Below are 23,866 nucleotides of genomic sequence, written 5' to 3'. Positions count from 1 at the left end.
TCCTCTACTGCGCGCGCTGCGGCAAGACCCAGTCCGGCCGGATGTAGTGGCAGGTATAGCCGTGCGGCAAGCGCTGCAGATAATCCTGGTGCTCCGCTTCCGCTTCCCAGAACGGGCCGGCCGGTGCCACTTGCGTCACCACCTTGCCGGGCCACAGGCCGGAGGCGTCGACGTCGCGGATGGTGTCTTCAGCCACCTTTTTTTGCTCGTCGCTGGTGTAAAAGATGGCCGAACGGTAGCTCGTGCCGCGGTCGTTGCCCTGGCGGTCCGGCGTGCTGGGATCGTGGATCTGGAAGAACAATTCCAGGATCTTGCGGTAGCTGATGGTGTTCGGGTCGAAGATGATCTCGATCGCTTCCGCATGCGTGCCATGGTTGCGGTAGGTGGCGTTGGCCACGTCACCGCCGCTGTAGCCCACGCGCGTGGCAAGCACGCCCGGATAGCGGCGCAGCAAGTCTTGCACGCCCCAGAAGCAGCCGCCGGCCAGGATCGCGGTCTCGTTGTCTTGTGCCATGGTGTCGCTCCTCTTCATTCAGAAGCAGCTATCTTACCGCGTCGCGCCATTTCCTTCAGGCCGCGCCAAAAGGCGCTTCAGCTGCGCCGCCTGGTAGGCGCCGATGGCGTCGTTGAACAGGCAGCGGATCAAGGGGTCGTCGACGATGTCGGCCTCTTCCAGTTCGGCCCGCGTGGCCGCGTCGAAAGGGCCATCATTGATGCGCATGTACATCGAGGTCAGCGATTCACCGAGCACCAGCGCCGCATGGCATTTCACCAGCGGCACTTCCGTCGTCCAGCTGGGCGCCTCGCCGGTGGCGGGCACCAGGTCGATCAAGTCGCCGTGCGTGCGGTAATGCAGGACGGTGGCGGCGCCGTCGTGGCCGTACAGGGCCAGGCGCCACAGGCGCGGACTTTGGAAGTAACTGTCCTCGGACAGTTCCATGTCGCGGTAGCGTTCAAGTAAACCGTTCTGGCAAAAATCGCGCACCAGCGCCGCATCGGCATCGTTCAAGGGCGCGAAACGCCGGGCGATGTCCGCCGTGGCGGGCGCAAGCGCATCGGGGCGGTAGTCGAAATCCACGTCCTGCGGGCCGACGGGAATGACCCAGGGCAGCGGCGCGGCCGGCGCCAGGCCGTGCGCGTCGAGCAGCATGGCCGTCGACGGGTCGAGGCGGAAGATGTGCGCATCGGGCAGCGCGGCGCCGATTTCATCGGCAAAGCGGCGGTAGGTGATCGGGAACATCGCGTGGTTATACCAGGACCAGTCTTCCTGCACGAACTGGCAGGAGCTGGGCACGATGTAACGGGGCGCCAGCGCGCGCATCTGGGGAATCCAGTCGTCGGGAAGTTCGACCGGGCCAGGCTGCGCCTGCGACGGCGCGATGACGGCGATCTCGCGCATGGTCTGGAACGGCCACAGCACCAGGTCCCACGGCGCGAAGGCGGCCAGCTGCGCCAGGGTTTCGGGGCCGATCCAGGAATCGACGACGTTAAGCACATTCAGGCCGGCGGCGCGCACCTGGAACAGCGAGTCGACATCGTCATCGAGCGCGCGGCGCGGGATCACCTCGATGGCGCCCACGCGCACGGGCACGTCGACGTGCAGGCGCTCGACGGACGTAAAACCCAGCGCGCGCAGCATCGCGAACAGTTCGTCGAAGACGCAGTACAAATAGATGGGCGTGGCGCGGTCGAGCGCATCGAGGCTGTCGAGCGAGCAGTGGTCGTCGTGGAAGTGCGAGATGAAGACGGCATCCCAGCGCAGCCGGCGCACGGCGTCGAGGTCGAAGCGCACGGACGGAAACGCGTGGCAGTTGCGGCTGAACGGATTTTCAACGATGGGATCGAAGGCGATGGCCGTGTCTTCGCATTCGAAGACATAGCCGGCGTGCAGGATGCGGGAGATTTTCAGGGGCATGGGAAGCTAAGAATACCCAACGGCGTGAATGCTGGGGTCAGACCCGGCGGGTCCGACCCCGGAACTTGCTTTTGGGGGTGAAGATAATTGACGGGGGAATGCTCAATACGGATTATTCAGCACATCCATCGCGAAATACGTAAAAATCATGTCCGCGCCCGCGCGCTTGATGGCGCCCAGGGTTTCCTGCACCACGCGGCGCTCGTCGATGGCGCCCGCCTGGGCGGCGAACTTGATCATCGCGTATTCGCCGCTGACCTGGTAGGCGCCGATCGGCAGGCGCGTCACTTCGCGCAGGTCGCGGATGATGTCCAGGTAGGCACCGGCCGGCTTGACCATCAGCGCGTCGGCGCCTTCGGCTTCGTCGATCAGCGATTCGCGGATCGCTTCGCGGCGGTTCATCGGGTCCATCTGGTACGTTTTGCGGTCACCTTTGAGGGTGCTGCCGGCAGCGTCGCGGAACGGGCCGTACAGGCCGGAAGCGAACTTGGTCGAATACGCCATCACGGGCGTGTCGTGGAAACCGGCCGCGTCGAGCGCCGCGCGGATCGCCGCCACCTGGCCATCCATGGCCGCCGATGGCGCGATGATGTCGGCGCCCGCCTGGGCCGCGATGACGGCCTGCTTGCCCAGGTTCAGCACGGTGCTGTCATTGTCGACCGTATCGCCATGCAGGATGCCGCAATGGCCGTGGTCCGTGTATTCGCAGAAGCAGGTGTCGGACATGACCACCATTTCCGGCACGGCGTCCTTGATGATGCGCGACATGCGCGCCACCAGGCCGTCCGGGTTCAGGGTGTCCGTGCCGTGACTGTCCTTGTGGTGCGAAATGCCGAAGGTCATGACGGAGCGCAAACCGGCGCGCGCATAGCGTTCGACTTCCTGCGCCAGCTTCGCTTCGGGAATACGGCGCACGCCAGGCATGGACTTGATATCGATGAAATCGCTGGAACCTTCGTCGACGAAGATCGGCAGGACCAGGTCGCGCGGATTGATCTCGGTCTCGCGGAACAGCTCGCGCAGTTGCGGGGTCGCGCGCAGGCGGCGCATGCGCGAAGTTGGGTAGTGTGCTGGCATGGGGTGACTGGCTTCGGGTTAACAACGCCAACAAGTATACGCCGATCGCGCCGCTTGCGCCGGGCCGCCCGGCAAAAAAGCCGCGCAGGTCAAGAAACACCGCCCCGCGTCTTCATTGCGCGTGCAACAGGGCGGCCACTTGCCAGCGCATGTCCGCCGCCAGCTGCAGCAGCATGGCGCCGCGGCGACGCGCGTCCGCCCGCTTTTTCGACGGCACCAGTTCGATGTCCGGCATCCGGCAAGGGCCGCATGGCAGGAGGTAATTGCCGTCGCTGGTGGGCAGCGCATGCAGTTCCTGCCACGCCAGGTCGTAGTCGCACGAGATGTGGCGGCGCCGGCGCCAGTTCAGCGCGATGCGGTTGGCGTTGCTGACCAGGTGCAGATGGCCGCAGCCGAAGAAGTCGCCCAGGTCGCGCAAGGCGGCCACCATCAGGTTTTTCGGCCGGCAGCCATGCAGCGCCCGCGTGGCTTCTTTCACCGCCTGCGCGCCGGCGGGCGAGCGCAAGCCCTGCAAGGCGCCCAGCTGGATGGCGGCGCCGCCGGGCTGGGGCCGGAACAGGAAACTGGCCAGGTACAGCGACACGCCGTCGCGCGTCAGGCGCAGGCACAGCTCCCCTTCGCGGTGGCTGTCGTGAATGGCTGTCAGCTGCAAGCGGTAGGTGGCGCCATCCTTGCCCTCGATGGTGGCGAGCACCAGCGCGCGGCGCGCCGCGTATTCCACCAGCGGCCGCGCGCCCGCCTGCCACAGGAAGCGGTAATGCCCGTGCAACAGCTCCACCCTCGCCGCGCAAGCAAACTGGCGGCTGGCGTAGGGCCGGTAGATTTTGTACACCAGACTGGGATGGGCTTGCGCCAGCGCCGCCAGGCCCGGCGTGCCGGCTATGAAGGCTTGCCAGCGCGCGCGCTGCACGGGAAAGACCAGCGCGCCAAGGGCGGCCTTGAGGCGGTGGCCATGCTGGCGCAGTACTGGCTGCTGCGGCGCGGCGTTGTCGCCAATGGCGGTAAAAGTATGCATGCGAACGGCTCTACGACGGGTCTGGATAAACGGGACGCGGCGACGGCCGCAAGCAGCCCGGCGCAAAGCGGCTGCGCGTGCGCAGCCACTCTATGCCGGGTAGAGCGGATGATAGGGGGAGGTGAAAACGAAGGGGGTTACAAGTTGGTAATGTGCAGTTTAGCCACGCTAGCGCAGCAGCCGCAGGCGCAGGCGCAGGCCCGGCACCGCATCCTCGATATCCAGGCTGCCCCCATGCAGGGCCGCGATGGCCGCCACGATGGACAGGCCCAGGCCATTGCCGGGCAAATGCCGGCTCTTGTCGAGCCGGTAAAAACGCTGCGTCAGCTTCGGCAATTCTTCCCTGGGCACGCCGGGGCCGTTGTCGCGCACGGCCAGCCAGCTGCCCTGCGCATCGCTGCCGGCCGACACTTCCACCGTGGCGCCCGGACCCGCATACTTGATGGCGTTGTCGACCAGGCTGGCCAGCGCGCTGCCCAGCAGGTTGCGGTCGCCGCGCGCCGGCACGCTGTCGCCATACATCTGCACCAGCAGCACACCCTGCTCGTCGGCCGTGGCCTCATACATTTCCACGATGTCGGCGCCGATCAGCTGCAGGTCGATGTCGTCGAAATTCTCGGGACGCATGCCCGATTCGGCCGCCGCGATCTGCAGCAGCTTGTCGAACACGCGCGTCAGGTCGTCGATGTCGTCGATGGCCGCCTGCGCCGCGCTCGCGTAGCCGGCCACGCCCTGCTGCTGGCGCAAGGCGCCATCGAGCTTGTTGCGGATGCGGCCCAGCGGCGTGCGCAGGTCGTGCGCAATGGCGTTCGAGACGTGGCGCACGCCTTCCATCAGGTGTTCGATGCGGTCGAGCATGCGGTTGATGTCGCGGCTCAGCAAGCCGAATTCATCCTCGCTGGAGACGGGAATGCGCCGGCTCAGGTCGCCTGCCTCGATTTCCCCCGCCGTGCGGCGGATTTGCCCGATGCGCGCCTCGAGCTGGCGCCGGAACAGCCACGCGCCCGCCACCACCAGCAAGATGGCCACCCCGCCGCCATAGGCCAGCGAGCGCAGCACCAGGGTGCTGATGGACTTGCCCTCTTCCATGTCGCGCCCCACAAACAGGCGCGCGCCGCCCGCCAGGTCGCGGATCAACATGCGCGCGGGCACCCTGCGTCCTTCGCGCGTGACGTCGCGGTGCAGCAGGCGGCCCACAGGACTGGCCGTGTCGGGCCAGGACGACAGATTGCCCGCCACGCGGCGGCCATCGGCATCCACCAGCAAGAAGATCTCCGTGTCGCTGTCGGTGCGGTCGGTGAGCAGATGGGCGATTTCCGCCGTCGTGCGGCTGCTGCCGCCCTGCTGGTACAGTGCGGCGAGGCGCTCCGAGAGCAGGGTCAGCTTGCGGTCCACGCTGCGATCGAGTACGCCGATGGTGCCGAAATAGAATACGGCGCAGACGATGCTGATCGAGACGACCACCAGCACGCCATAGCCGAGCGCCAGGCGGGCCGCAATGGAGCGGTGCAAGTTACGCACTATCGAGCACGCCCAGGGTGTAGCCGACGCCGCGCACCGTGTGGATCAACGGCGGCGAAAACTCCTTGTCCACCTTGGTGCGCAAGCGGCTCACCTGCACATCGATGACGTTCGTCTGCGGGTCGAAATGGTAGTCCCACACGGCTTCGAGCAGCATGGCGCGCGTGACGGACTGGCCCTGGTGGCGCATCAGGTATTCCAGCAGGCGAAATTCGCGCGGCTGCAGGGCGATTTGCCGGTTGGCGCGCGTCACGCGCATGGTGCGCATGTCGAGCACCAGATCGGCCACCTGCAGCTGCGTCGATTCGGGCACGGGCGCGGCGCGCCGCAGCAGCGCTTCGATGCGCGCCAGCAGTTCGGCGATGGCGAACGGTTTCGACAGGTAGTCGTCGCCGCCGCTGCGCAAGCCGCGCACGCGCTCGTCGACGCTGGACAGGGCCGACAGCACCAGCACGGGCGTGTTGCGGCCCATGCCGCGCAGGCGCGCGACGATGGCCAGGCCGTCGATTTCGCCGGGCAGCAGGCGGTCGAGCACCAGCGCATCCCAGTCCTCGCCGCAGGCCAGGCGCATGCCGTCGATGCCATTGTCGCAGGCGGTGACGTCGTGGCCCGCCTCGCGCAGGCCGGCACAGATATAGCGGGAAGTTTCGGCTTCGTCTTCGATGACCAGGCAGCGCACGGGAGATTCCTTGTAAAGATCAGGCAGCAAATAGGCGCAGCATACGCCAGACGCGCGCCACTTGCCAGTCCCGTCGCGTGCGGCAAACGATGGCGGGGTCGGGTACAATACGGCCTCGACAATGTTTGGCCGCGCCCGCACGCGCGCACGTACGCATGTTTTTATCGGCGCCGCCCCGATTGCCGCGGCCTGCATCGCCACCACCGCCACTAACGAACAGCAGGCACGCCCGGCGCGCGCCATAGACAAATATAGCCATGAAATCGACCCACTCTCTCGCACTGGCGCTGGCCATGGCCATCACCTGCGGCAGCGCCGCCGCCGCAGACGTAAAACAAACCATGCTGTTCGATGAAATTCCCATCGGCAGCTGGAGCACCTCCGCCGAACTGGGCGCCATCACCACCTCGGGCAATACGGTCGGCACCTCGGTGACGGGCAAGATCGACGCGCGCCAGGAACTCGACGACTGGAGCAACCAGTACATCTTCAGCGGCTACTTCAAGGAAGACGAAACGACCAACGACGATGGCAAGAAAGTGCGCGAACGCTCGGCCGAGCGCTTTTCCGCTTCCGCCAAGGCCGCCTACAAACTGATGGCCGACCATGAAAAACTGTTCGTGCTGGCCTCGCACGTGAATGACAAATTCGGCGCCTACACCAAGTACTCGACCCTGGCCGTCGGTCATGGCTCGCGCTGGTACCAGTCGAGCGACAAGAGCGTCGACGTGGAATTCGGTCCTGGCTATTTCAGCGGCACCAACGACACGGGCGAATCGGAGCACGGCCTGACGGTGCGCGGCGCGGCCGCCATGAAGTGGAAGATCAGCCAGTCGGCGATGTTTTCACAGACGCTCAGCGTCGAACGGGGTACCTCGAACACCCACTCGATCGCCGAAACGTCCCTCAGCACGAAAATCAACGGCACCATGCAGATGAAGGCCGCCTTCAGCGCCCGCAACGACACGCGCGTACCGGACGACAAGAAGAACACGGATACGCAGACGTCGCTGACCCTGGTCTATTCGTTCTGAGATGCCGGCCACGCTGATGCGGCGACTGCGCCTGGGCGCCCTGCTGTGCGCGGCGGCGCTGCTGAGCGGCTGCGCCGCCGTCACCGTCAGCGCGATCTCGCCGGCCGACTACCTGCAGCAACGGCGCGGCGATATCCTCACCACGGGCAAACTCAGCGCTTCGGCCAGCGAAGTGCTGCGCATCATCGGCAGCGACATCGCCGCCTGCGAAGCCAATACGGGCAGCTGCCGCGCCGACCTGGCCCGCTCCGAGCTGCTCAGCGACGAGCAGCGCCTGGCCACGCTGTCCGAATTGTGGCTGGAAAGCGCGCTGGCGGAAGAAAAACAGGGTGACCACCCCAGCGCCGAATTGCTGGCCGCCTGGCTGGAATCGGCCCGCTACGCCTACGCCTACCTGTTCTACACGACGCGCACGCCGGGCCAGCGCGCCTTCGAGGAACGGCAGACGCAGATCCGCGACTACTATAACTATGCCGTGCAAAAGGCCGTCGGCAACCTGTTCCGCCACCGTGGCGAATACCGCCCGGACGGCCATGTGATCCGCGTCGCCGGCTGGGAAATCGACAGCGAATTGTCGGCCCTGCGCCTGCCCGAAGACGGCACCCTTCCCGAAGAACTGCTGCCGGCCACCTCGCTGTCGTTTTCCGGCCTGCGCAATGTGTACCGGCGCGACGGCTTCGGCGCCGACCTGGTGGCCGTCATGCCCAAGCCAGGCGCGGCGACAGGCGAGTATGTGCCGTACCAGGAAACCCGCTTCCCCGTCGTCACGGCGCTGATCCGCTTCGACGGCAACAGCCTGCAAGAGGTATTGGCCACGCAGCAGTTGATGGTGATGCTGGTCGATCCGACGCGCAGCGAATCGACGCGCATGGCGGGCCAGGAATTGCCCGTGGCGGCCAATTTCACGGCCGGCTATGGCCTGTGGCTGGCCCGTTCCGGCTTCGGCGTGCAGGCGCTGCGCACCCTGTTCGGGCGCGCCGACGGCATTTCGCGCCCGCAGGTGCACCTGATGCAGCCCTACGACCCGAACAAGCGCACCATCGTCATGCTGCATGGCCTGGCCAGCAGTCCGGAAGCGTGGATCAATGTGGCGAATGAACTGATGGGCGACGAGCAGCTGCGCCGGCGCTACCAGATCTGGCAGGTGTACTACCCCAGCAATGCGCCGCTGGCGGCCAACAACGTGGCCATCCGCCAGGCGCTTGCCGCCACCCTGGCGCATTTCGACCCGTCAGCCAGGGCGGACGCGGCGAACGACATGGTCTTGATCGGCCACAGCATGGGTGGCGTGCTGGCGCGCCTGATGGTCTCCGACGCCAGCAACACCCTGCTCGACGCCATCACGGAAGAATACCATTTGAAGGGCAAGAAGGCGGAAAAGGTGCGCGCCGGACTGGCGCCCTACCTGAATTTCACGGCCATGCCGCAGGTCAACCGCGCCATCTTCATCGCCGCGCCGCACCGCGGCACCTCGTTCGCCAACCACAAGGTGGCGCGCTGGATCGCCAACCTCGTCACCTTGCCCATCACCATGCTCGACCAGCTGTCGGACGCGGCCGGCAGCCTGGCGCAGCTCGACACGGGCAGCAGCGAGCCGCTGCGCATCCCCAACAGCATCGATAACCTCAGCGACAAGGACCCGTTCGTGCGCCTGGTGGCGGACCTGCCCATCAGCCCGAAAGTGCGCTACTACTCGATCATGGGCAACGACACGCCGCAGCTGCCGCTGGCGGAATCGAGCGACGGCGTGGTGCCCTACACCAGCGCCCACCTCGACGGCGCGCTGTCGGAAAAAGTCATACCCTCGTGGCACAGCGTGCAGGAAAGCCCGCAGGCGATTCTGGAGATACGGCGGATTTTGCGGCTGCCGGACAGCCTGCCTTAGGCACCGTCATGCGCGCAAGGCGCCCAGCGCCATAGCGGCCACGGCCAGCGCTGTCTCCGGCGGCGTGCCATCTTCCAGGTGCCAGGCCGCCGACAGGCCGGCCCACGCGACGATCCACGCCAGCAGGCGCGCGGGATCGAGCCGCGCCGCATGGGCTATCAGCCCCACCTGCCGCTCCAGCCGGCCCGGCGAAGTGGCCAGCGCGGCATCCGGGTTGCACAGGATATTGGCGAAGTCAAAGGCCCGCTCGCCCATATAGCCTTTCGGGTCGATGGCCAGCCAGCCACGCCCGCCGCCATCGAGCACGTTGCCGTGATGCAGGTCGCCATGCAGCACGACGCTGTCCTGCGGCGCGGCCAGCAAATCCCGCGCCACGGCGTGGCATGCGGAAAAAACGCCGCCGTGCTTCGCCGCGACGTCCAGCGCGGCGAAGCAGTCGGACAAGGAAGGAAGGGGCGGCGCCATGGGCCGCGGCGCATGCAGGCGTGCCGCCACGGCGCACAGGATACGGGTGGCCGCCGCGTCGCCCTCCTCGCCCGTGTGCGCCAGCGTGGCCAGCGAACGGGAACCCATCGCCCGTTCGAGCAGCAGCACATCGCCATCCGTGGAGGCGGCCAGCACGCGCACGGCGCCTTCACCATCCCACCAGCGCAGCACGGCGCCAGCGCGCCGTTCGTCGCCGCCCGTCGACAGTTTCAGCATGGCCGACTGGCCGCTCCGCAGCACGGGCAGCAGGCAGGCCGCGTGCGTGTGCAAGGGCGTGCCATCGGTGCGCAGTGACCATTGCCCAAGATACTCGGCAAGGCGATCCTGGTAATCCATGGGCAATCCCCTGATGAAGGTCAAGGCGCCACTATACGGGATAGGGCAACGTGCAGCCAGTTCACGCCGGCTCGCGCCACTTGTCCTTGATCTCCAGCATGGCCGGCAGCTGTTCGATGAACAGCGCCAGCAGGGTCGGATCGAAGTGCGTGCCGCTGTCGCGCTGCATGGTGGCGATGGCCTCTTCGACCGTCCAGGCGCGCTTGTAGGGGCGTTCGCTGGTGAGCGCGTCGAAGACGTCGGCGATGGCGACGATGCGGCCTTCGTGGGGAATTTCCTCGCCTTGCAAGCCTTGCGGATAACCGCTGCCATCCCATTTCTCGTGGTGCGTCAGGGCGATGATGCGCGCCATTTTCAACAGGCCACCCGCGTGCTCGCCGATGATGGCCGCGCCGATTTCCGCATGGCGGCGCATGACGTTCCATTCGTCCGCATCGAGCTTGCCCGGCTTTTGCAGGATGGCGTCGGGGATGCCGATCTTGCCCACGTCGTGCATGGGGGCCGCATTCAACAAATCTTCCGCCCTGGCCGCGCTGTAGCCGGCCGCCAGCGCCAGCTGGCGCGCGTAATAGCTCATGCGGATGACGTGCATGCCCGTCTCGTTATCCTTGTATTCGGCCGCCTGGCCCAGGGTCTGGATCACCTGCAGGCGCGAGCGGCGCAATTCCTCGGCATCGACCAGCGACAAATGCGTGCGCACGCGGGCGCGCACGATGGATGGGCTGACGGGCTTGGTGATGTAGTCGACGGCGCCGGCGTCAAAGCCGTCCGCCTCGTCCTTCACGTCGCACAGGGCCGTCACAAAAATGACGGGGATGGACGCGGTGGCCGGCATGGCCTTGAGCTGGCGACACACCTCGTAGCCCGTCATGGCGGGCATCATGATATCGAGCAGGATCAGTTCGACGGGATTGTTCTGCGCCAGTTCCAGCGCCTTGTCGCCATCCTTGGCATACAGCAGGCGGTAATCATCCTGCAAGATCTGGCGCAGCACCTGCAGGTTCGTCGCTTCGTCGTCCACCAGCAGCAGGATCGGTTTGTCTTCGTGTAAAGTCATCGTTGGCCCAATATCAGGAAAGGTCGGCCGGCGCGGGAGCCTCCAGCCACGCCAGCAGCTGGCGCAGCACGTCCGCGGCGCGCGCAAATTCAAAGTCGTCGATGGCGCTGGCCAGCGCCTGCAGGCGCTGTTGCTGGCCGTGCGGCGCCAGCATGGCGGCGATCCGCGCCATCAGGGCGTCGTCCAGCTGTCCGCCTTCCAGGCTGGCGATGGCTTGCCGCAGCAAGGTACCAGCGGCCGGCGCATCGAGCGGCGCGGCGGCATCAGGCCTTGCGTTGACCGGCACCAAAGGCGCCCCTTCGTCCATCTCCAGCTCGCCGGCGAGCGCCATGAAGGCGGCCGCCAGCTGCACCAGCAATTCGGTGGCCGGCAACTGGCGCGCGATCGCTTGCTCGATGCGTCCCAGCAGGCTTTCGACCTGCACCAGGCACAGGTTGCCCGCCGCGCCCTTGATACGGTGCAGCAGGTGGCCCGCCACGCTGCCATCGCCACGTTCCAGTTCCGCCGCCAGCATGGCGGCGCAATCGCCATTGGCCTGCACGAAACGCGCGATGGCCCGCCGCAGGGTCTCGCGGCCGCCCCACAGGGCGCTGCCGCGCTGCCAGTCCACCTGGCCTGCGGCCGCACGCGCCGCCGAGCCGGCCGCCGGCGGCGGCATGGCCACGGCGATATCGAGCAGGCGGGCGATTTCCGCCGTCAGCTTGTGCATTTCCAGCGGTTTCGAGGCAAAACCGTTCATGCCCGCCGTCTGCGCGGCGCGCCGGTCCTGTTCCAGCACGCTGGCCGTCAGAGCGATGATGGGCGTCGCCTTCAAGCCCTGTTCGCGCTCGTACACGCGGATCAGGCGTGTCGCTTCCAGGCCATCCATGCGCGGCATCTGCACGTCCATCAGGACGATGTCGAAGCTGCCACGGCTGAACTCGCGCACGGCGCTCTCGCCATCGCTGGCGGCGATCACCTGGTGGCCGGCCGCGCCAAGGCTGATCAGCAGCAGCTCCACGTTCTGCGGCACGTCATCGGCCACCAGGATGCGCAGCGGCGGCAAGGCCACCACGGGCTGTTCGCTGCGGCGCGCCACGGCCTTGCCCGGCGCCAGCGGCAGCAGCACGTGAAACACGCTGCCCACGCCCAGGGTGCTTTCCACCGTGATGGTGCCCCCCATCAGTTCGACCAGCTGCAGCGAAATCGTCGTGCCCAGGCCCGTGCCGCCAAAGCGGCGGCTCATCGAAGAATCGGCTTGCGTGAATGGCGCGAAGATCTTGTCCAGGCGGTCGGCGGGGATGCCGATGCCCGTGTCGTGCACGGCGATATGCACCTGCTCGCCCTGCATGGCGACGGCCACGCGCACATGGCCCACTTCCGTGAACTTGACGGCGTTGCCGATCAAATTCGTCAGCACCTGCTGCAGCCGGCGCGCGTCGCCCAGGAAGAACTGACCCATGCCCGGATCGACGTCCACATGCAGCACCAGGTCGCGCGCCTGCGCCGTGACGCGCAGGGAGGCGGCCACGTGGTCGACCAGGTCCGGCAGCGAAAAGTCCACCAGTTCCAGCTCGGTGGCGCCTTTTTCCAGCTTGGCCGTGTCGAGGATGTCGTTGAGCAGCTCCAGCAAGGAGCGCGCGGACTGGCGCACCGTGCCCAGGTGGCGGCGCTGCAGGCTGTCCAGGGCGGTCCCCAGCAGCACTTCCGTAAAGCCGATGATGGCATTCATCGGCGTGCGGATTTCATGGCTCATGTTGGCCAGGAAGCTGGTTTTCGATTCGGCGGCCAGCTCGGCGCGGTCTTTCGCCGCGCGCAGGTTTTCCTGCATGGCGCGCCGCTCGCTGACGTCGGTGGCCAGCTTGACCACCTTGAACGGCTTGCCGTCCGCGTTGAAGATCGGGTTGTACGAGGCCTGTATCCACACTTCCCGGCCCTGCTTGTCGATGCGCTTGTACTCGCCCGTATTGAATTCGCCCTGCGCCAGCTGCTGCCAGAACGCGATGTAGTCGGGCGAAGTCACATAAGCCGGTTCGCAGAAGATGCTGTGATGCAGACCCAGCACGTCATCGAGCCGGTAGCCGACCAGGTCGAGGAAATTCTGGTTGGCCGCCAGGATGCGCCCCTGCAGGTCGAACTCGATGACGGCCGTCGCGCGCGAGATGGCCGTCACCTTGCCTTCGTATTCGGCGTTGCGCAATTCGCTTTCCGTGATGTCGAGGATGACGCCGTCGATCCAGCGCACCACGCCGTCGTTGTCGAGCACGGGGCCGCTGCTTTCGCGCACCCAGCGTTCGCGCCCGTCGCGGTGGATCAGGCGGTAGACGTTCTCGAAATCGCGCTTCTCGCCGGCCGCCTGCACGCAGGTGTCGTTGACGCGCTGGCGGTCGTCCGGATGCACGAGCTCGAACAGCCTGACCCGCCCTTCGATGAAGTCCTGCGGCATCCAGCCCGTCAGGTTGAAGACGGCGTCGCTGATGAAAATCATCTTCCATTCGGGCGCGAAGCTGCAGTGGAAGGACACGCCGGGGATGTTTCGGATCAGAGTGCGGTACTGGCGCTCGCTGTCCTTCAGCGCCTGCTCCATGCTGCGCGACGAGCGCATGTCCGTGACAAACGCCACGAACAGGGGCTGGCCCGGCGTGTCGATCTTGCCGATCGCCACGCGCATGGGCAGCACGGCGCCATCCTTGTGGCGGCCATCGAGTTCGCGTCCGCTGTCGAGGATGCGCGCGGCGCCCGTTTCCAGGTAGTCGCGCAAATAGCCCTCGTACGCGGCCGCATCGGCCGCTTGCAGCAGCACGCTGGCGTCGCGCCCCACGATCTGCGCTTCGGACCAGCCAAACAGGCTTTCCGCGGCGGGATTGAAGGACCGCACCTTGCCCTGGCCATCGATGGTGATCAGGCCATCGGCCGCCGTATCGACGATGGCGCGCAGGCGCGACTCGCTGGCGCTGGCATGGCGCAGCAGCTGGCGGTAGCGCAACAAGCCGTTCGCGGCGACCGCGAAGACGGTCAGGGTGACGGTGATCAGGGCCACGGCCAGCGCCACGAACGAGGCTTGCACGGTAATCGTGTTCTCGCCCGCCGTGGGCGTGCCGGAAAAGCGCGCCGCCAGCATGCCCGTGTAATGCATGCCGGAAATAGCCAGGCCCATCACGACACTGCTCACCAGCAGCGCCGTCAGCGCACTGAGACGCTGGCGCATGGCGCTCAGGCCGAAGCGTACCCACAGCGCCAGCATGGCCATGGTGACGGCCACCAGCAGCGACAATGCAAACAGCCACGGCTGGTAGTGCAAGGTCAGCGAAGTTTGCATGGCGGCCATGCCGCTGTAATGCATGGAGCCGATGCCCAGCCCCACCAGCACGCCGCCCACCACCAGCTGGCGCCAGCTGATGCGCGGGCGCGCCAGCAGGTTCAGCGCCACCCACGACGCGGCCACGCCGGGCAGCATCGACAACAGGGTCAGAGCGGGTTCGAACGACACGCGCGTGCAGATATCGAAAGCCAGCATGCCGATGAAGTGCATCGACCAGATGCCGCCGCCGAGCGCGATGGCGCCCGTGATGATGGCCGTCTGGCGCTGGAAGCCGCGCTCGCTGCTGCGCGCCATGCCGGCGATCTGCAGGGCCATGAACGAGGCAAAGATGGCGATACCGATGGAAAACAGCACCAGCCAGGCATCGTGCGTGCCGTAGATGTACGGCACGGTATCGGTCGAAAAGGCAAAGATGGAACTCAGCATACTGTCGTGAACTACATAGAGTGAAACGTGACGTCGCAAAACATGACAGCGCACCGCGCGCCGGTGCCAGGCTTTTGAGTAAAGCGGCAATACAGCGAAAATGACAACGGCAGCAATCGACCAGGGCAAGGCTCGGTCATCACGCCCACGCCTGCCGCGCGGGGGAAAGGTGCCCGTTCAGAGAGAACAGGCGGAATACGTACGAACTCTGGCGCGGATAGCTGGCCGCCAGCGTGACGATGATTTTTTTAAAGAGCTATAAGTATAGTTGCTTTGCGAAAATATTCATAGGACTTCAGCAATATCATAGCAATAAAGATAATATTCTGCAGCCCTGATGCGACAAGGCCCCGCCGCTCAGGCGGGCGGCCACTGCGCGCGTATCGCGGAAGATGACTGATAGGAGGGACCGGCCCGCACGGCCACGGGGATGCCGGCCAGCGTACAACGGCGGCTCAGCTCGTCCTTGATCTGCCGCAACGACCAGCGCTGCGGCACGGGCAAATCCATGCCCACCACGCGGATCAGCGGGCAGTCCTTGAGGGTCGTGTGCAGCAGCAGCTCCAGGCGCGCCATCGGCGGCCCGCCGCGGTAGACATCGACCGGGCCCGCATAGCTGACCACCTCGAGCGCGCGTATCTGCCGCGGCGCCAGCTGCAGCGTCTTCTCATGGCCGGGCAGACGCCGCGCCACCCGGCGCAGCAACAGGCCGGCGTCGTTGAGCTCGACATGAAAAGACAGATTGCGATCCGGCAGCAGGACCAGGCCGACGATCCAGGCGACCAGCGCCGGCAGGAGCAACAGCACCACCTCGCCCGCGTACGACACGTCGCGCCAGACGGCTTGCAGGACAAAGGCGAGGATCAGGGCGCAGCCGCCCAGCAGCACGCTGCGCCACAGCACGGGACGCAGATTGACCATCATCGCCGCATGCGAGCTGGCATCGTCGGCCGGTGAAAAGCGGATCCATTCGGCGCGCGCCGGCTTGCAAGGCGCGGCGGGAATGCCGCTCAAGCGGCTGGTGCCAGCATGCGGCGGAACCACGCCAGTTGCTCGCGCGTCAGGTAGTTGGCGCCATCGCCATGCAGGATAACGATCTCGATCTCGGGCGGAATCGACGCGATCAGCTGCGCGCCCGTGACGGGAATCTTGGGAAACGCGATGCCGTCCAGGAAGGCCGGGTCTTCCGCCACCGTCACGCACTGGCGCTCCGGGTTCGGCGACGGCACGAGAAACAGGTCGATCTGCTCGCTCTGCCCGCCGATGACGACGTGCAATTGCGCGGCCAGCAGTTCGGGCAGGATCAGCTCGATGTTATTCTCGGTGCGCGATTGCTGGAAAGCGCTTTTCAGGGGCGTCAGGACTGGCGTGGCGGACATGGGAGCAGTGTGAAAGTGAAGACGGCGGCAGTGTAGCAGAGGCGCCCGCCCGGACGCGCTCCGCTGGCGCAGCCGCTACAGCTTGTAATTCAGGGACAGCAGCACGCTGCGCGGCGCGCCGTAGCGTTCCAGCCCGCCCGACCAGGCATAGCCGAGGCCCTGGTAGTAGCGGCGATCGAGCACGTTGTCGACACTCACGCGCAGTTGCAGCTGCTCGCTGAGGCGGTAGCCGGCCGTCAGGCCGACGATGGCGTAGCCGCCCTGCTGCGTCAGGTAAGCCGTGTCGCTCCGGTAAATCTTGTCCTGCGCGGTCACGGAGGCGCCCAGATTCCAGCGCGCCAGGCTGCCGCCCAGCTGCACCGTCGTGTACAGCTTGAACAATTGCTTCGGCTCATCCGTGGCGATGCGCTGGCCGATATTCGCCGCCACGCTGTCTTTCGTGTACTTGGCCAGCACATAGGTGTAGCCGCCCGCGATCTGCCAGCCCGGCAGAGGCGAGCCCGACAACTGCAAGTCGACGCCTTCACTTTTTACCTGCCCGACCGCGCGGGCGCAGTAGATGGCGCCGCCCGTGGGACAATTGACTTCATCGGCCATGGCACGGTTATTCTGCTTGATGCGGAACAGGGCGCCGCTGGCATTGAGCCTGCCGCCAAAATACTCTCCCTTGACGCCCACTTCCAGGTTGGTGCCGCTCAACGGCGGCAAGGTATTGCCCTTGACATCGAGCACGCTTTGCGGCTGGAAGATCTGCGTGCCGCTCGCATACACGGAATGGTGCGCGTCCAGGTCGTAGACCAGACCCGCGTACGGCGTAAACTTCGCGTTTTCCGTCAGGTCGCGGCGCCACGTCGGATTGGTGGAATACCAGCCCGTGACATCCTGCGCATACCAGCCGAAGCGCCCGCCCAGCACCAGGCGCAGCGGATCGGCCAGGCTGAAGTTGCCGGCCGCATAAATGCCCTTCTCGTCCGTCTTGCGGCCCCAGTTGTAGGGCTCGAACGGCGCGCCGCGCATCGGGTAGGCGCGGGGATTCCACTGGCGCAGATCGAACACGCGCTTTCCCGCACCGTCCCAGCTCTGGCCCGCGTCCGAATCGTCATGGCGGTAGCTGGCGCCGACGATGACGTCATGCTGGCGGCCGAACCAGGTGACGGGGCCGCTCAAGCGCCAGTCGGCCACCACTTGTTGCGTGTTGTACTTCCAGCCCGTTTCAGACTGTTCCAGCAGATACGTTTCGCCATCGACACGGCTGTTGGTGGTATTGCGCGTCGAGGATGAGGCATCGATGCGCGTGATGGCGAAGCGGCTGCGCCAGCCCTTCTCCAGCTGCGTTTCCAGGTCGGCGAAGACGACGTTGTTGTCGCGTTTCTGGAACGAGTCGGCATTGTTCAGGAAAGTCGAGCGGGGCAAGTCCGTGTGGCGGCCGTCGGGCAAGGTCGGCAAGCCGACGAACACGCCGTCGGTGCGGCTGTGCTGGCGCGAAAAACCGATGCCGGCCGTGGTCGACGGCGTCAGGTCCGCCTCCAAAATCGCATACACGGTGCCATTGGTATGGTTGACCACGTCGACAAAGCTGTCGCTGTCGCGCCAGCTGGCCGCCACTCTGCCGCGCAGGCTGCCCGAGTCATTCAGGGCATTGCTGGCATCGACCGTCAATTGCCGGTCCTTCCAGCTGCCCAGGTGGGCGGACGCGTTCAACAGGGGCGTGGCCGCGGGGCGCTTGCGTATCATGTTGATGCTGCCCGACGGCGCGCCCGCCCCTTCCATCAACCCGGTGGCGCCGCGCACCACTTCCACGCGGTCGTACATCAGCATGTCGGCCGAAACGTTGCGCTCATTGAAACCCGTCACATCGAGCGGCAAGCCATCGACATTCACGTGGCTCAAGGCAAAACCGCGCGCAAAATACGTGGTTTCCTGGTCGGATACGCCCTGCGTCTTGCCATACAGGCCGGGCGTGGCGCGCGCCACATCCTGCAAGGTGGTCAGATCGAAATCTTCCATTTGCTGGCGCGACATCACGCTGACCGTTTGCGGCGTGTGGCGCTGCGACAGATTCAGCCCCGTGGCCGTCGACAGACTCCTCGACGTGTATAGCCCCGTGCCTTCCGTGGCGCGGTCCGCCTCGGCACTGACGATCACGGCGGGCATGCTGTCGAGGCCGCCATCGGCCGTACTGATATTGATTTTACGCAACAAGTAATTGCCATTGCCGTTTTCAAGCACTTCGAGGCCGCTGCCCTGCAGCAGTTTTTGCAAACCGGCCGCGACGCCATGGCGGCCCTGCAAGCCCGGCGTCGCCAGGCCGTCCAGCGCCACGCCCTGCGTGGACAGGTTGACGCCGGCGGCGATGGCAAACGAGGCCAGCGCATCGCGCAGGCTGCCGGCGGGAATACTGTAATCGCGCAAGTTGGCGGCCGGGCGGGACTCGGCCGCCAGCGCCATGTGCGGCAAACCGGCGCCGGCCGCGCCCACGGCGAGGAACAGGACCAGCGCGGCGCGCACGGCGCCGGTGGTGGGATGGAGCGTCATGCGTGCTGTTGTCAAGCTGCGGTACTGCAAAGCCATGTGGACCCTTTCGATGGTTCGGATTGTTCGTTCTCTACCTTGTATGACGAAGCAATCCGAAAAAAGGGACAGGCAAGAAGTAAATTGGAGCACGTCGGCTTACGCCCTGCGGGCTAAGCCGACCTACCATACCCGACAGGCGTAGGTCGGCTTAGCGTGGCAAGGCCATGCGTAAGCCGACAATCTCAAGCCGCCTCGACACTGATCCAGTAGCGCGTGCGGTGCGCCAGCCGGATCGGCAAGGAATGTTGCAGCAAGAGCAGGATGTTGTCCGGGTCGTTCAGCTGGAAAATGCCGTCCACGGGCATGGCTGCGAGCGCCGGATCGCAGCGCAGCACGCCGTAGCGATAGCGCGCCACCTGGGCCAGCACCTCGCCCAGCGGCATGCGCTCGGCGATCAGCACACCCTGCAGCCAGCCGGCAGCATGCGGCGTCAGCGGCGACAAGGAGGAAACGGCACGATCATCGAAACTGCCCTGCCGGCCCGCATTGACCCGGCGCAAGGCGTCGGGCGCTTGCGCCGGCAGGATCTCGACGGCCCCCTCGCTCACACTGACCTGCGTGCGCGGCGCCAGCACGCTGCCGCCCTGGCGCACGCTGAAGCGCGTACCCAGCGCGCGCACGCTGCCATTGCTGCTGCGCACGAGGAAAGGGCGTGCGGGCACGGCCCCGTCGTGCGCCGTGGCGACGTGGAGCTCGCCCGCATGCAAGACCACCAGCCGCGCCGCGCCGTCAAAGCGCACGTCGATGGCCGTGTCCGTATTGAGCACCAGTTGCGTGCCATCCGGCAATGTCATGTGGCGGATTTCGCCCCTGGCCGTGCGGATAGTGGCGCGCCATGCTTGCCAGGGCGCCGACTGGCTGGCCAGCCACAGCGCCGGCCCGGCCGCGATCAGCCCCGCCAGGCCGTAGAGCACGGCACGCCGCTGCGGCGACTTCGGCGCCGCCTCCGCCGTCTGGCGCAGCGCGGACGGCACGCTGGCCAGGGTGCCGCACACCAGCTCGGCCCGCTGCCAGGCCGCTGCATGCGCGGGATCGCTGGCGCGCCAGGCCTGGAACGCTTGCTGCTCATCTGGAGTCAAGGCGCCGCCGTGCAGGCGCACCAGCCATTGCGCCGCCGCGCGGGCGGCGCGTGGGTCGATCGCGGCGTTCACAGGATCAGGAGGATGCAGCGCTCGAACGCCTGCACCATGTAGCGCTTGATGCTGCGCTCGCTCACGGCCAGGCGCCGGGCGATTTCCCCGTACGCAAGGCCGTCCACGTGGGCCAGCAAAAAAGCGCTGCGCACCAGCGGCGGCAAACCGTCGAGCATGGCATCGATGCGCTGCAAGGCCTCCAGTACCAGCAAGCGCTCTTCAGGAGACTGCATCAGCAGATCGGGCTGCTGCGCCAGGGTTTCCAGCCACGCCTGCTCCAGCGACAGGCGCCGGTAATGGTCGATCAGCAGGCGCTGCGCCACGGTGGTGAGATAGGCGCGCGGTTCGCGCAGGCTCTGCCGGCCCTCGGGCGGCGCCGTCAGCAGGCGCACGAAGGTGTCCTGCGCCAAATCGGCCGCATGGTCGGCGCACCGCAGCTTGGCGCGCAGCCAGCGCATCAGCCAGCCGTGGTGGCTGCTGTAGATGCCTGCTATCGACTCGCTGGACTGCGCAGTATTCACTAGGGGACTCCGATGCGCGCAAGGCAAGGCGCGACTAATTGATAATAATTCTCACTATCACAAATCCTTGCCTCCGGCGTCAATGCCGGTGCCTGCCTATCGCTGGAAACCGTTGTTTCAGCGCGGTTGCCAGCGCTTATCGGTTGATATACAAGCTCTTCATCACCATGCCGCCACGCATTTTCTTCGCGCCCGGCGCCAGCCCTGCCGGGCAAGCACCGAGGAATACGCCCGCCAATTCCGTGCGCTGCACCTCGGTCTTGCCGTTCAGTTCGATGGTGGTGTCGGCGGTCAGGGTGTACGCCTTGGCCAGGTCGCCCTTGAAACTGCCGGCCAGCCTGGCGCCTGGACAGCTGGACTGGAAAGTGTAGCTGTCGCCCTGGCGGCTTTGCGACGCGATCTGGCATTCGTGTTCGAAATCGCTCCACAAGTCGTCGTCGATCAGACGGTCGCGTTGCTGATCAACGCAGATTTCCCAGGAAAACGGCGAGGTGGCGGGCGTCACTTTCCACAGCCCCGTGGCGCGCTGCAAACGCTGCACCGGTTCCGCGGCCGAGACGGACGCGGCGGCGCAAAAAATACTCATCAGGAACAAGGTCGCGCTGCGTTTCATGGGCATTCCTTTTAGCTAAAAGTTTAAATATAGCAAAGAAGAACGCGCGCAGGCCGCACGCTTAGCCGTGTATCCCGGGCCTGGCGGCCAGCACGAAGGGAATGGCTAACGGCCCCAGGAGCACCACCATGATGGCCCTGACAGACGTTGTTTTCAAGGAGCGGCGTTTGGCAATGAAGAGGCAGGCGAAAGCCGACAGCGACCAGATCAAGGCAGGCAGGTATTCGGTCATCATGCACTCCAGATGCGCCTTGGCAGGCAGGAAAACCATGCTGACACGGAAATGCGGCCACCGCAATGGCAGATTGGGCGTCTGCCATTGCGCCTGGCGGCCAGCAATACGGTCAGTGCTGGCCGATCTTCATGATTTTCAGCGCATTCGTGCCGCCCACCTTGCCCATCGGCTCGCCCCAGGTCAGTACGACCGTGTCGCCCTTGGTCACGACCTTATGTTCCAGCAGCAAATCTTCCGCCTGCTGCAAGACCTTGTCGCGGTCCGTGCCGGACGTCAATTCCAGGGTGCTGACGTTGCGGTACAGGGCCAGCTTGCGGCGCGTGCCTACGCTCGGCGTCAGCGCGACGATGGGGATGTCGATGTTGCAACGGCTCATCCACAGGGCCGTGGAACCCGATTCCGTCAGGGTGGCGATGGCTTTCACGCGCAGGTGGTGGGCCGTAAACAGGGCGCCGTAGGCGATCGACTGGTCGATGCGCGAGAACGTGGCGTTGAGGAAATCGGCGTCCAGCTTGCAGGTATCCCATTTTTCCGCGTCCAGGCAGATGGCGGCCATCGCTTCCACCGTCTCGATCGGGTAGCGGCCCGAGGCCGTTTCCGCCGACGTCATGACGGCGTCCGTGCCATCGAGCACGGCATTGGCAACGTCGGACACTTCCGCGCGCGTCGGCACGGCGTTGACGATCATCGATTCCATCATCTGCGTGGCCGTGATCGCCAGCTTGTTCGACGCGCGCGCCATCTTGATCATGCGCTTTTGCAAGGCCGGCACGGCCGCATTGCCCACCTCGACCGCCAGGTCGCCGCGCGCCACCATGATGCCGTCGGAGGCGTCGAGAATCTCTTGCAGCGCCGGAATGGCTTCCGCCCGCTCGATCTTGGCGATCATCATCGGCTTGTGATCCCACGCTTCGCCGGCGATATTGGCCAGCTGGCGCGCCATCACCATGTCCGTGGCGTTTTTCGGGAACGACACGGCCACGTAATCGGCCTGGAAACTCATCGCCGTCTTGACGTCTTCCATGTCTTTCGCCGTCAGGGCCGGCGCGGACAGGCCGCCGCCCTGGCGGTTGATGCCCTTGTTGTTCGACAACTCGCCGCCGATTTTCACGGTCGTGTGGATTTCGCTGCCGACGACCTTGTCGACCGTCAGCACGATCAGGCCATCGTTCAGCAACAACACGTCAGCCGTGCGCAAGTCGCGCGGCAATTCCTTGTAGTCGAGGCCGCAGCGTTCCAGGTTGCCCAGCTCGCCCTTTTCGCCCCATTTCGCGTCGAGGATGAACTTCATGCCGTTTTCCAGGAAAATCTTGCCTTCTTCAAACTTGCCGACGCGAATCTTCGGGCCTTGCAAGTCGGCCATGATGGCCACTTCGCGGCCGCACAGGGCTGCCGCTTCGCGCACCATGCGGGCGCGGTCGATATGGTCTTGCGCCTTGCCATGCGAAAAGTTCAGGCGCACGACGTCGACGCCGGCCTTGAACATGCGGACCAGGGTATCGATATCGTTCGAAGCGGGGCCGATGGTGGAAACGATCTTGGTGGCGCGTTGCTGTACTTGCATGGTCATGGTGTGCTGCTTTCTATAATGAGTTGCTACAAGAGCCAGCCTTGTGGGCCGGCCGTCCTGGTGCGCTGGATCAGCGGTGGTTCTTGTTACTTGGCCGCCATCAGGGCGACCGTCGTGTCGAGCATGCGGTTCGAGAAGCCCCACTCGTTGTCGTACCACGACGACACCTTCACGAGGCGACCCGAGACCTTGGTCAGGGTCGAATCGAAGTTCGACGACGCGGGGTTGTGATTGAAGTCGATGGAAACGAGCGGTTCCGTCTGGTACGTCAAAATGCCCTTCAGCGCCCCTTCCGACGCCGCTTTCAGCAGAGCATTGACTTCATCGACCGTCGTGTCGCGCTTGGCGATGAAGGACAGGTCAACCAGCGAGACGTTAATCGTCGGCACGCGGATGGCGAAACCGTCCAGCTTGCCGTTCAATTCAGGCAAGACCAGGCCGACGGCGGCCGCCGCACCCGTCTTGGTGGGGATCATCGAATGCGTGGCCGAGCGGGCGCGGCGCAAGTCTTCGTGCATCACGTCGGACAGTACCTGGTCGTTCGTGTAGGCGTGCACGGTGGTCATCAGGCCTGATTCGATGCCGATGGCGTCGTTGAGCGGTTTGACCAGTGGCGCGAGGCAATTCGTCGTGCACGAGGCATTCGAGATGACCGTGTCCGAAGCTTTCAGCACGTGCTGGTTGACGCCGAACACGATGGTGGCGTCCACGTCCTTGCCGCCCGGCGCGGAAATGATGACTTTTTTCGCGCCGCCCTTCAGGTGGGCCGAGGCTTTTTCCTTGGTGGTGAAGAAACCCGTGCATTCGAGCACCACGTCGACACCGAGTTCGCCCCACGGAATCAGGGCCGGGTCGCGCTGCGCGAAGACGCGGATGCGGTCTCCATTGACGAGCATGTTCTCGCCATCGATAGTGACGACGCCGGGAAACTTGCCGTGCACCGTGTCGTAGCGCGTCAAATGCGCATTCGACTTCGCGTCGCCCAGGTCATTGATGGCGACGATCTCGATATCTTGCTGCTTGCCGCCTTCATAAAACGCGCGCAAGACATTGCGGCCGATGCGGCCATAGCCATTGATGGCAACTTTGATGGTCATGCTGTCTCCTTG

Annotated in this window: 20 protein-coding genes; 2 read left to right on the top strand and 18 right to left on the bottom strand. The window is 65.5% G+C overall.

The window, feature by feature from the left end; genetic code table 11:
- Positions 1-4 precede the first annotated feature (4 nt).
- From msrA to KY494_RS01150, 6 genes are all read right to left on the bottom strand, one after another.
- Positions 5-514 carry a peptide-methionine (S)-S-oxide reductase MsrA gene (msrA, locus tag KY494_RS01175; RefSeq protein WP_219134270.1) on the bottom strand — a complete coding sequence of 170 codons (510 nt, stop codon included), beginning with the start codon at positions 512-514 and terminating at the stop codon, positions 5-7.
- A 33-nt stretch (positions 515-547) separates the two neighbouring features.
- A complete protein-coding gene (locus tag KY494_RS01170; RefSeq protein ID WP_219889549.1) occupies positions 548-1,915 on the bottom strand; it encodes an MBL fold metallo-hydrolase in 1,368 nt (455 codons plus the stop codon).
- A 102-nt stretch (positions 1,916-2,017) separates the two neighbouring features.
- A complete protein-coding gene (hemB, locus tag KY494_RS01165) occupies positions 2,018-2,992 on the bottom strand; it encodes a porphobilinogen synthase (RefSeq protein ID WP_219134268.1) in 975 nt (324 codons plus the stop codon).
- 112 nt (positions 2,993-3,104) lie between these two features.
- Positions 3,105-4,007 carry a DUF535 family protein gene (locus KY494_RS01160; protein WP_219889548.1) on the bottom strand — a complete coding sequence of 301 codons (903 nt, stop codon included), beginning with the start codon at positions 4,005-4,007 and terminating at the stop codon, positions 3,105-3,107.
- A 168-nt stretch (positions 4,008-4,175) separates the two neighbouring features.
- Positions 4,176-5,528 carry a cell wall metabolism sensor histidine kinase WalK gene (locus KY494_RS01155; RefSeq protein ID WP_219134266.1) on the bottom strand — a complete coding sequence of 451 codons (1,353 nt, stop codon included), beginning with the start codon at positions 5,526-5,528 and terminating at the stop codon, positions 4,176-4,178.
- The gene (locus tag KY494_RS01150) at positions 5,521-6,207 is read right to left on the bottom strand and encodes a winged helix-turn-helix domain-containing protein (RefSeq protein WP_070218452.1); all 687 of its coding nucleotides are present in this window, start codon (positions 6,205-6,207) and stop codon (positions 5,521-5,523) included. The genes KY494_RS01155 and KY494_RS01150 overlap by 8 nt, the downstream gene beginning before the upstream one ends.
- A 257-nt stretch (positions 6,208-6,464) precedes the next feature.
- Between KY494_RS01150 and KY494_RS01145 the strand changes: the two genes are divergently transcribed.
- The gene (locus tag KY494_RS01145) at positions 6,465-7,241 is read left to right on the top strand and encodes a YdiY family protein (protein WP_219889547.1); all 777 of its coding nucleotides are present in this window, start codon (positions 6,465-6,467) and stop codon (positions 7,239-7,241) included.
- Positions 7,242-7,257: 16 nt separating this feature from the next.
- Entirely contained in the window at positions 7,258-9,126 is a 1,869-nt protein-coding gene (locus tag KY494_RS01140) for a triacylglycerol lipase (protein ID WP_219889546.1), read from the top strand.
- 6 nt (positions 9,127-9,132) lie between these two features.
- On the opposite strand, the gene KY494_RS01135 is transcribed toward KY494_RS01140, so the two are convergent.
- The 12 genes from KY494_RS01135 to gap form a co-directional block, all read right to left on the bottom strand.
- Positions 9,133-9,948 (bottom strand): aminoglycoside phosphotransferase family protein, encoded by an 816-nt coding sequence (locus tag KY494_RS01135; RefSeq protein WP_219889545.1) that lies wholly within the window; start codon positions 9,946-9,948, stop codon positions 9,133-9,135.
- Between the two features lie 61 nt (positions 9,949-10,009).
- The gene (locus KY494_RS01130) at positions 10,010-11,005 is read right to left on the bottom strand and encodes an HD domain-containing phosphohydrolase (protein ID WP_219889544.1); all 996 of its coding nucleotides are present in this window, start codon (positions 11,003-11,005) and stop codon (positions 10,010-10,012) included.
- 13 nt (positions 11,006-11,018) lie between these two features.
- A complete protein-coding gene (locus tag KY494_RS01125) occupies positions 11,019-14,732 on the bottom strand; it encodes a PAS domain S-box protein (RefSeq protein WP_219889543.1) in 3,714 nt (1,237 codons plus the stop codon).
- Positions 14,733-15,089: 357 nt separating this feature from the next.
- Positions 15,090-15,776: a hypothetical protein gene (locus tag KY494_RS01120; protein WP_219889542.1), complete on the bottom strand. Its 687-nt coding sequence runs from the start codon at positions 15,774-15,776 to the stop codon at positions 15,090-15,092.
- Positions 15,743-16,111 (bottom strand): hypothetical protein, encoded by a 369-nt coding sequence (locus KY494_RS01115; RefSeq protein WP_219134258.1) that lies wholly within the window; start codon positions 16,109-16,111, stop codon positions 15,743-15,745. Before KY494_RS01115 ends, KY494_RS01120 begins: the two co-directional genes overlap by 34 nt.
- Positions 16,112-16,186: 75 nt before the next feature.
- Positions 16,187-18,646: a TonB-dependent siderophore receptor gene (locus KY494_RS01110; protein WP_258194579.1), complete on the bottom strand. Its 2,460-nt coding sequence runs from the start codon at positions 18,644-18,646 to the stop codon at positions 16,187-16,189.
- A 221-nt stretch (positions 18,647-18,867) separates the two neighbouring features.
- Positions 18,868-19,836: a FecR domain-containing protein gene (locus KY494_RS01105; RefSeq protein ID WP_219889541.1), complete on the bottom strand. Its 969-nt coding sequence runs from the start codon at positions 19,834-19,836 to the stop codon at positions 18,868-18,870.
- Positions 19,833-20,339, bottom strand: a complete 507-nt coding sequence (locus KY494_RS01100) for a sigma-70 family RNA polymerase sigma factor (protein WP_219889540.1) — start codon at positions 20,337-20,339, stop codon at positions 19,833-19,835. The genes KY494_RS01105 and KY494_RS01100 overlap by 4 nt, the downstream gene beginning before the upstream one ends.
- Before the next feature lie 136 nt (positions 20,340-20,475).
- Positions 20,476-20,952: a DUF3617 family protein gene (locus KY494_RS01095; protein ID WP_219889539.1), complete on the bottom strand. Its 477-nt coding sequence runs from the start codon at positions 20,950-20,952 to the stop codon at positions 20,476-20,478.
- A 61-nt stretch (positions 20,953-21,013) separates the two neighbouring features.
- Positions 21,014-21,187: a hypothetical protein gene (locus KY494_RS01090; RefSeq protein ID WP_219889538.1), complete on the bottom strand. Its 174-nt coding sequence runs from the start codon at positions 21,185-21,187 to the stop codon at positions 21,014-21,016.
- Positions 21,188-21,296: 109 nt separating this feature from the next.
- Positions 21,297-22,757 carry a pyruvate kinase gene (gene pyk, locus KY494_RS01085; protein ID WP_219889537.1) on the bottom strand — a complete coding sequence of 487 codons (1,461 nt, stop codon included), beginning with the start codon at positions 22,755-22,757 and terminating at the stop codon, positions 21,297-21,299.
- 86 nt (positions 22,758-22,843) lie between these two features.
- Positions 22,844-23,854 carry a type I glyceraldehyde-3-phosphate dehydrogenase gene (gap, locus tag KY494_RS01080; protein WP_219889536.1) on the bottom strand — a complete coding sequence of 337 codons (1,011 nt, stop codon included), beginning with the start codon at positions 23,852-23,854 and terminating at the stop codon, positions 22,844-22,846.
- Between the last annotated feature and the right edge of the window lie 12 nt (positions 23,855-23,866).

This window comes from Janthinobacterium sp. PAMC25594, assembly GCF_019443505.1.
GTDB lineage: Bacteria > Pseudomonadota > Gammaproteobacteria > Burkholderiales > Burkholderiaceae_D > Janthinobacterium.
Note: the sequence above shows the minus strand (reverse complement) of the source record. Positions and strands in the feature narration are given on the sequence as shown.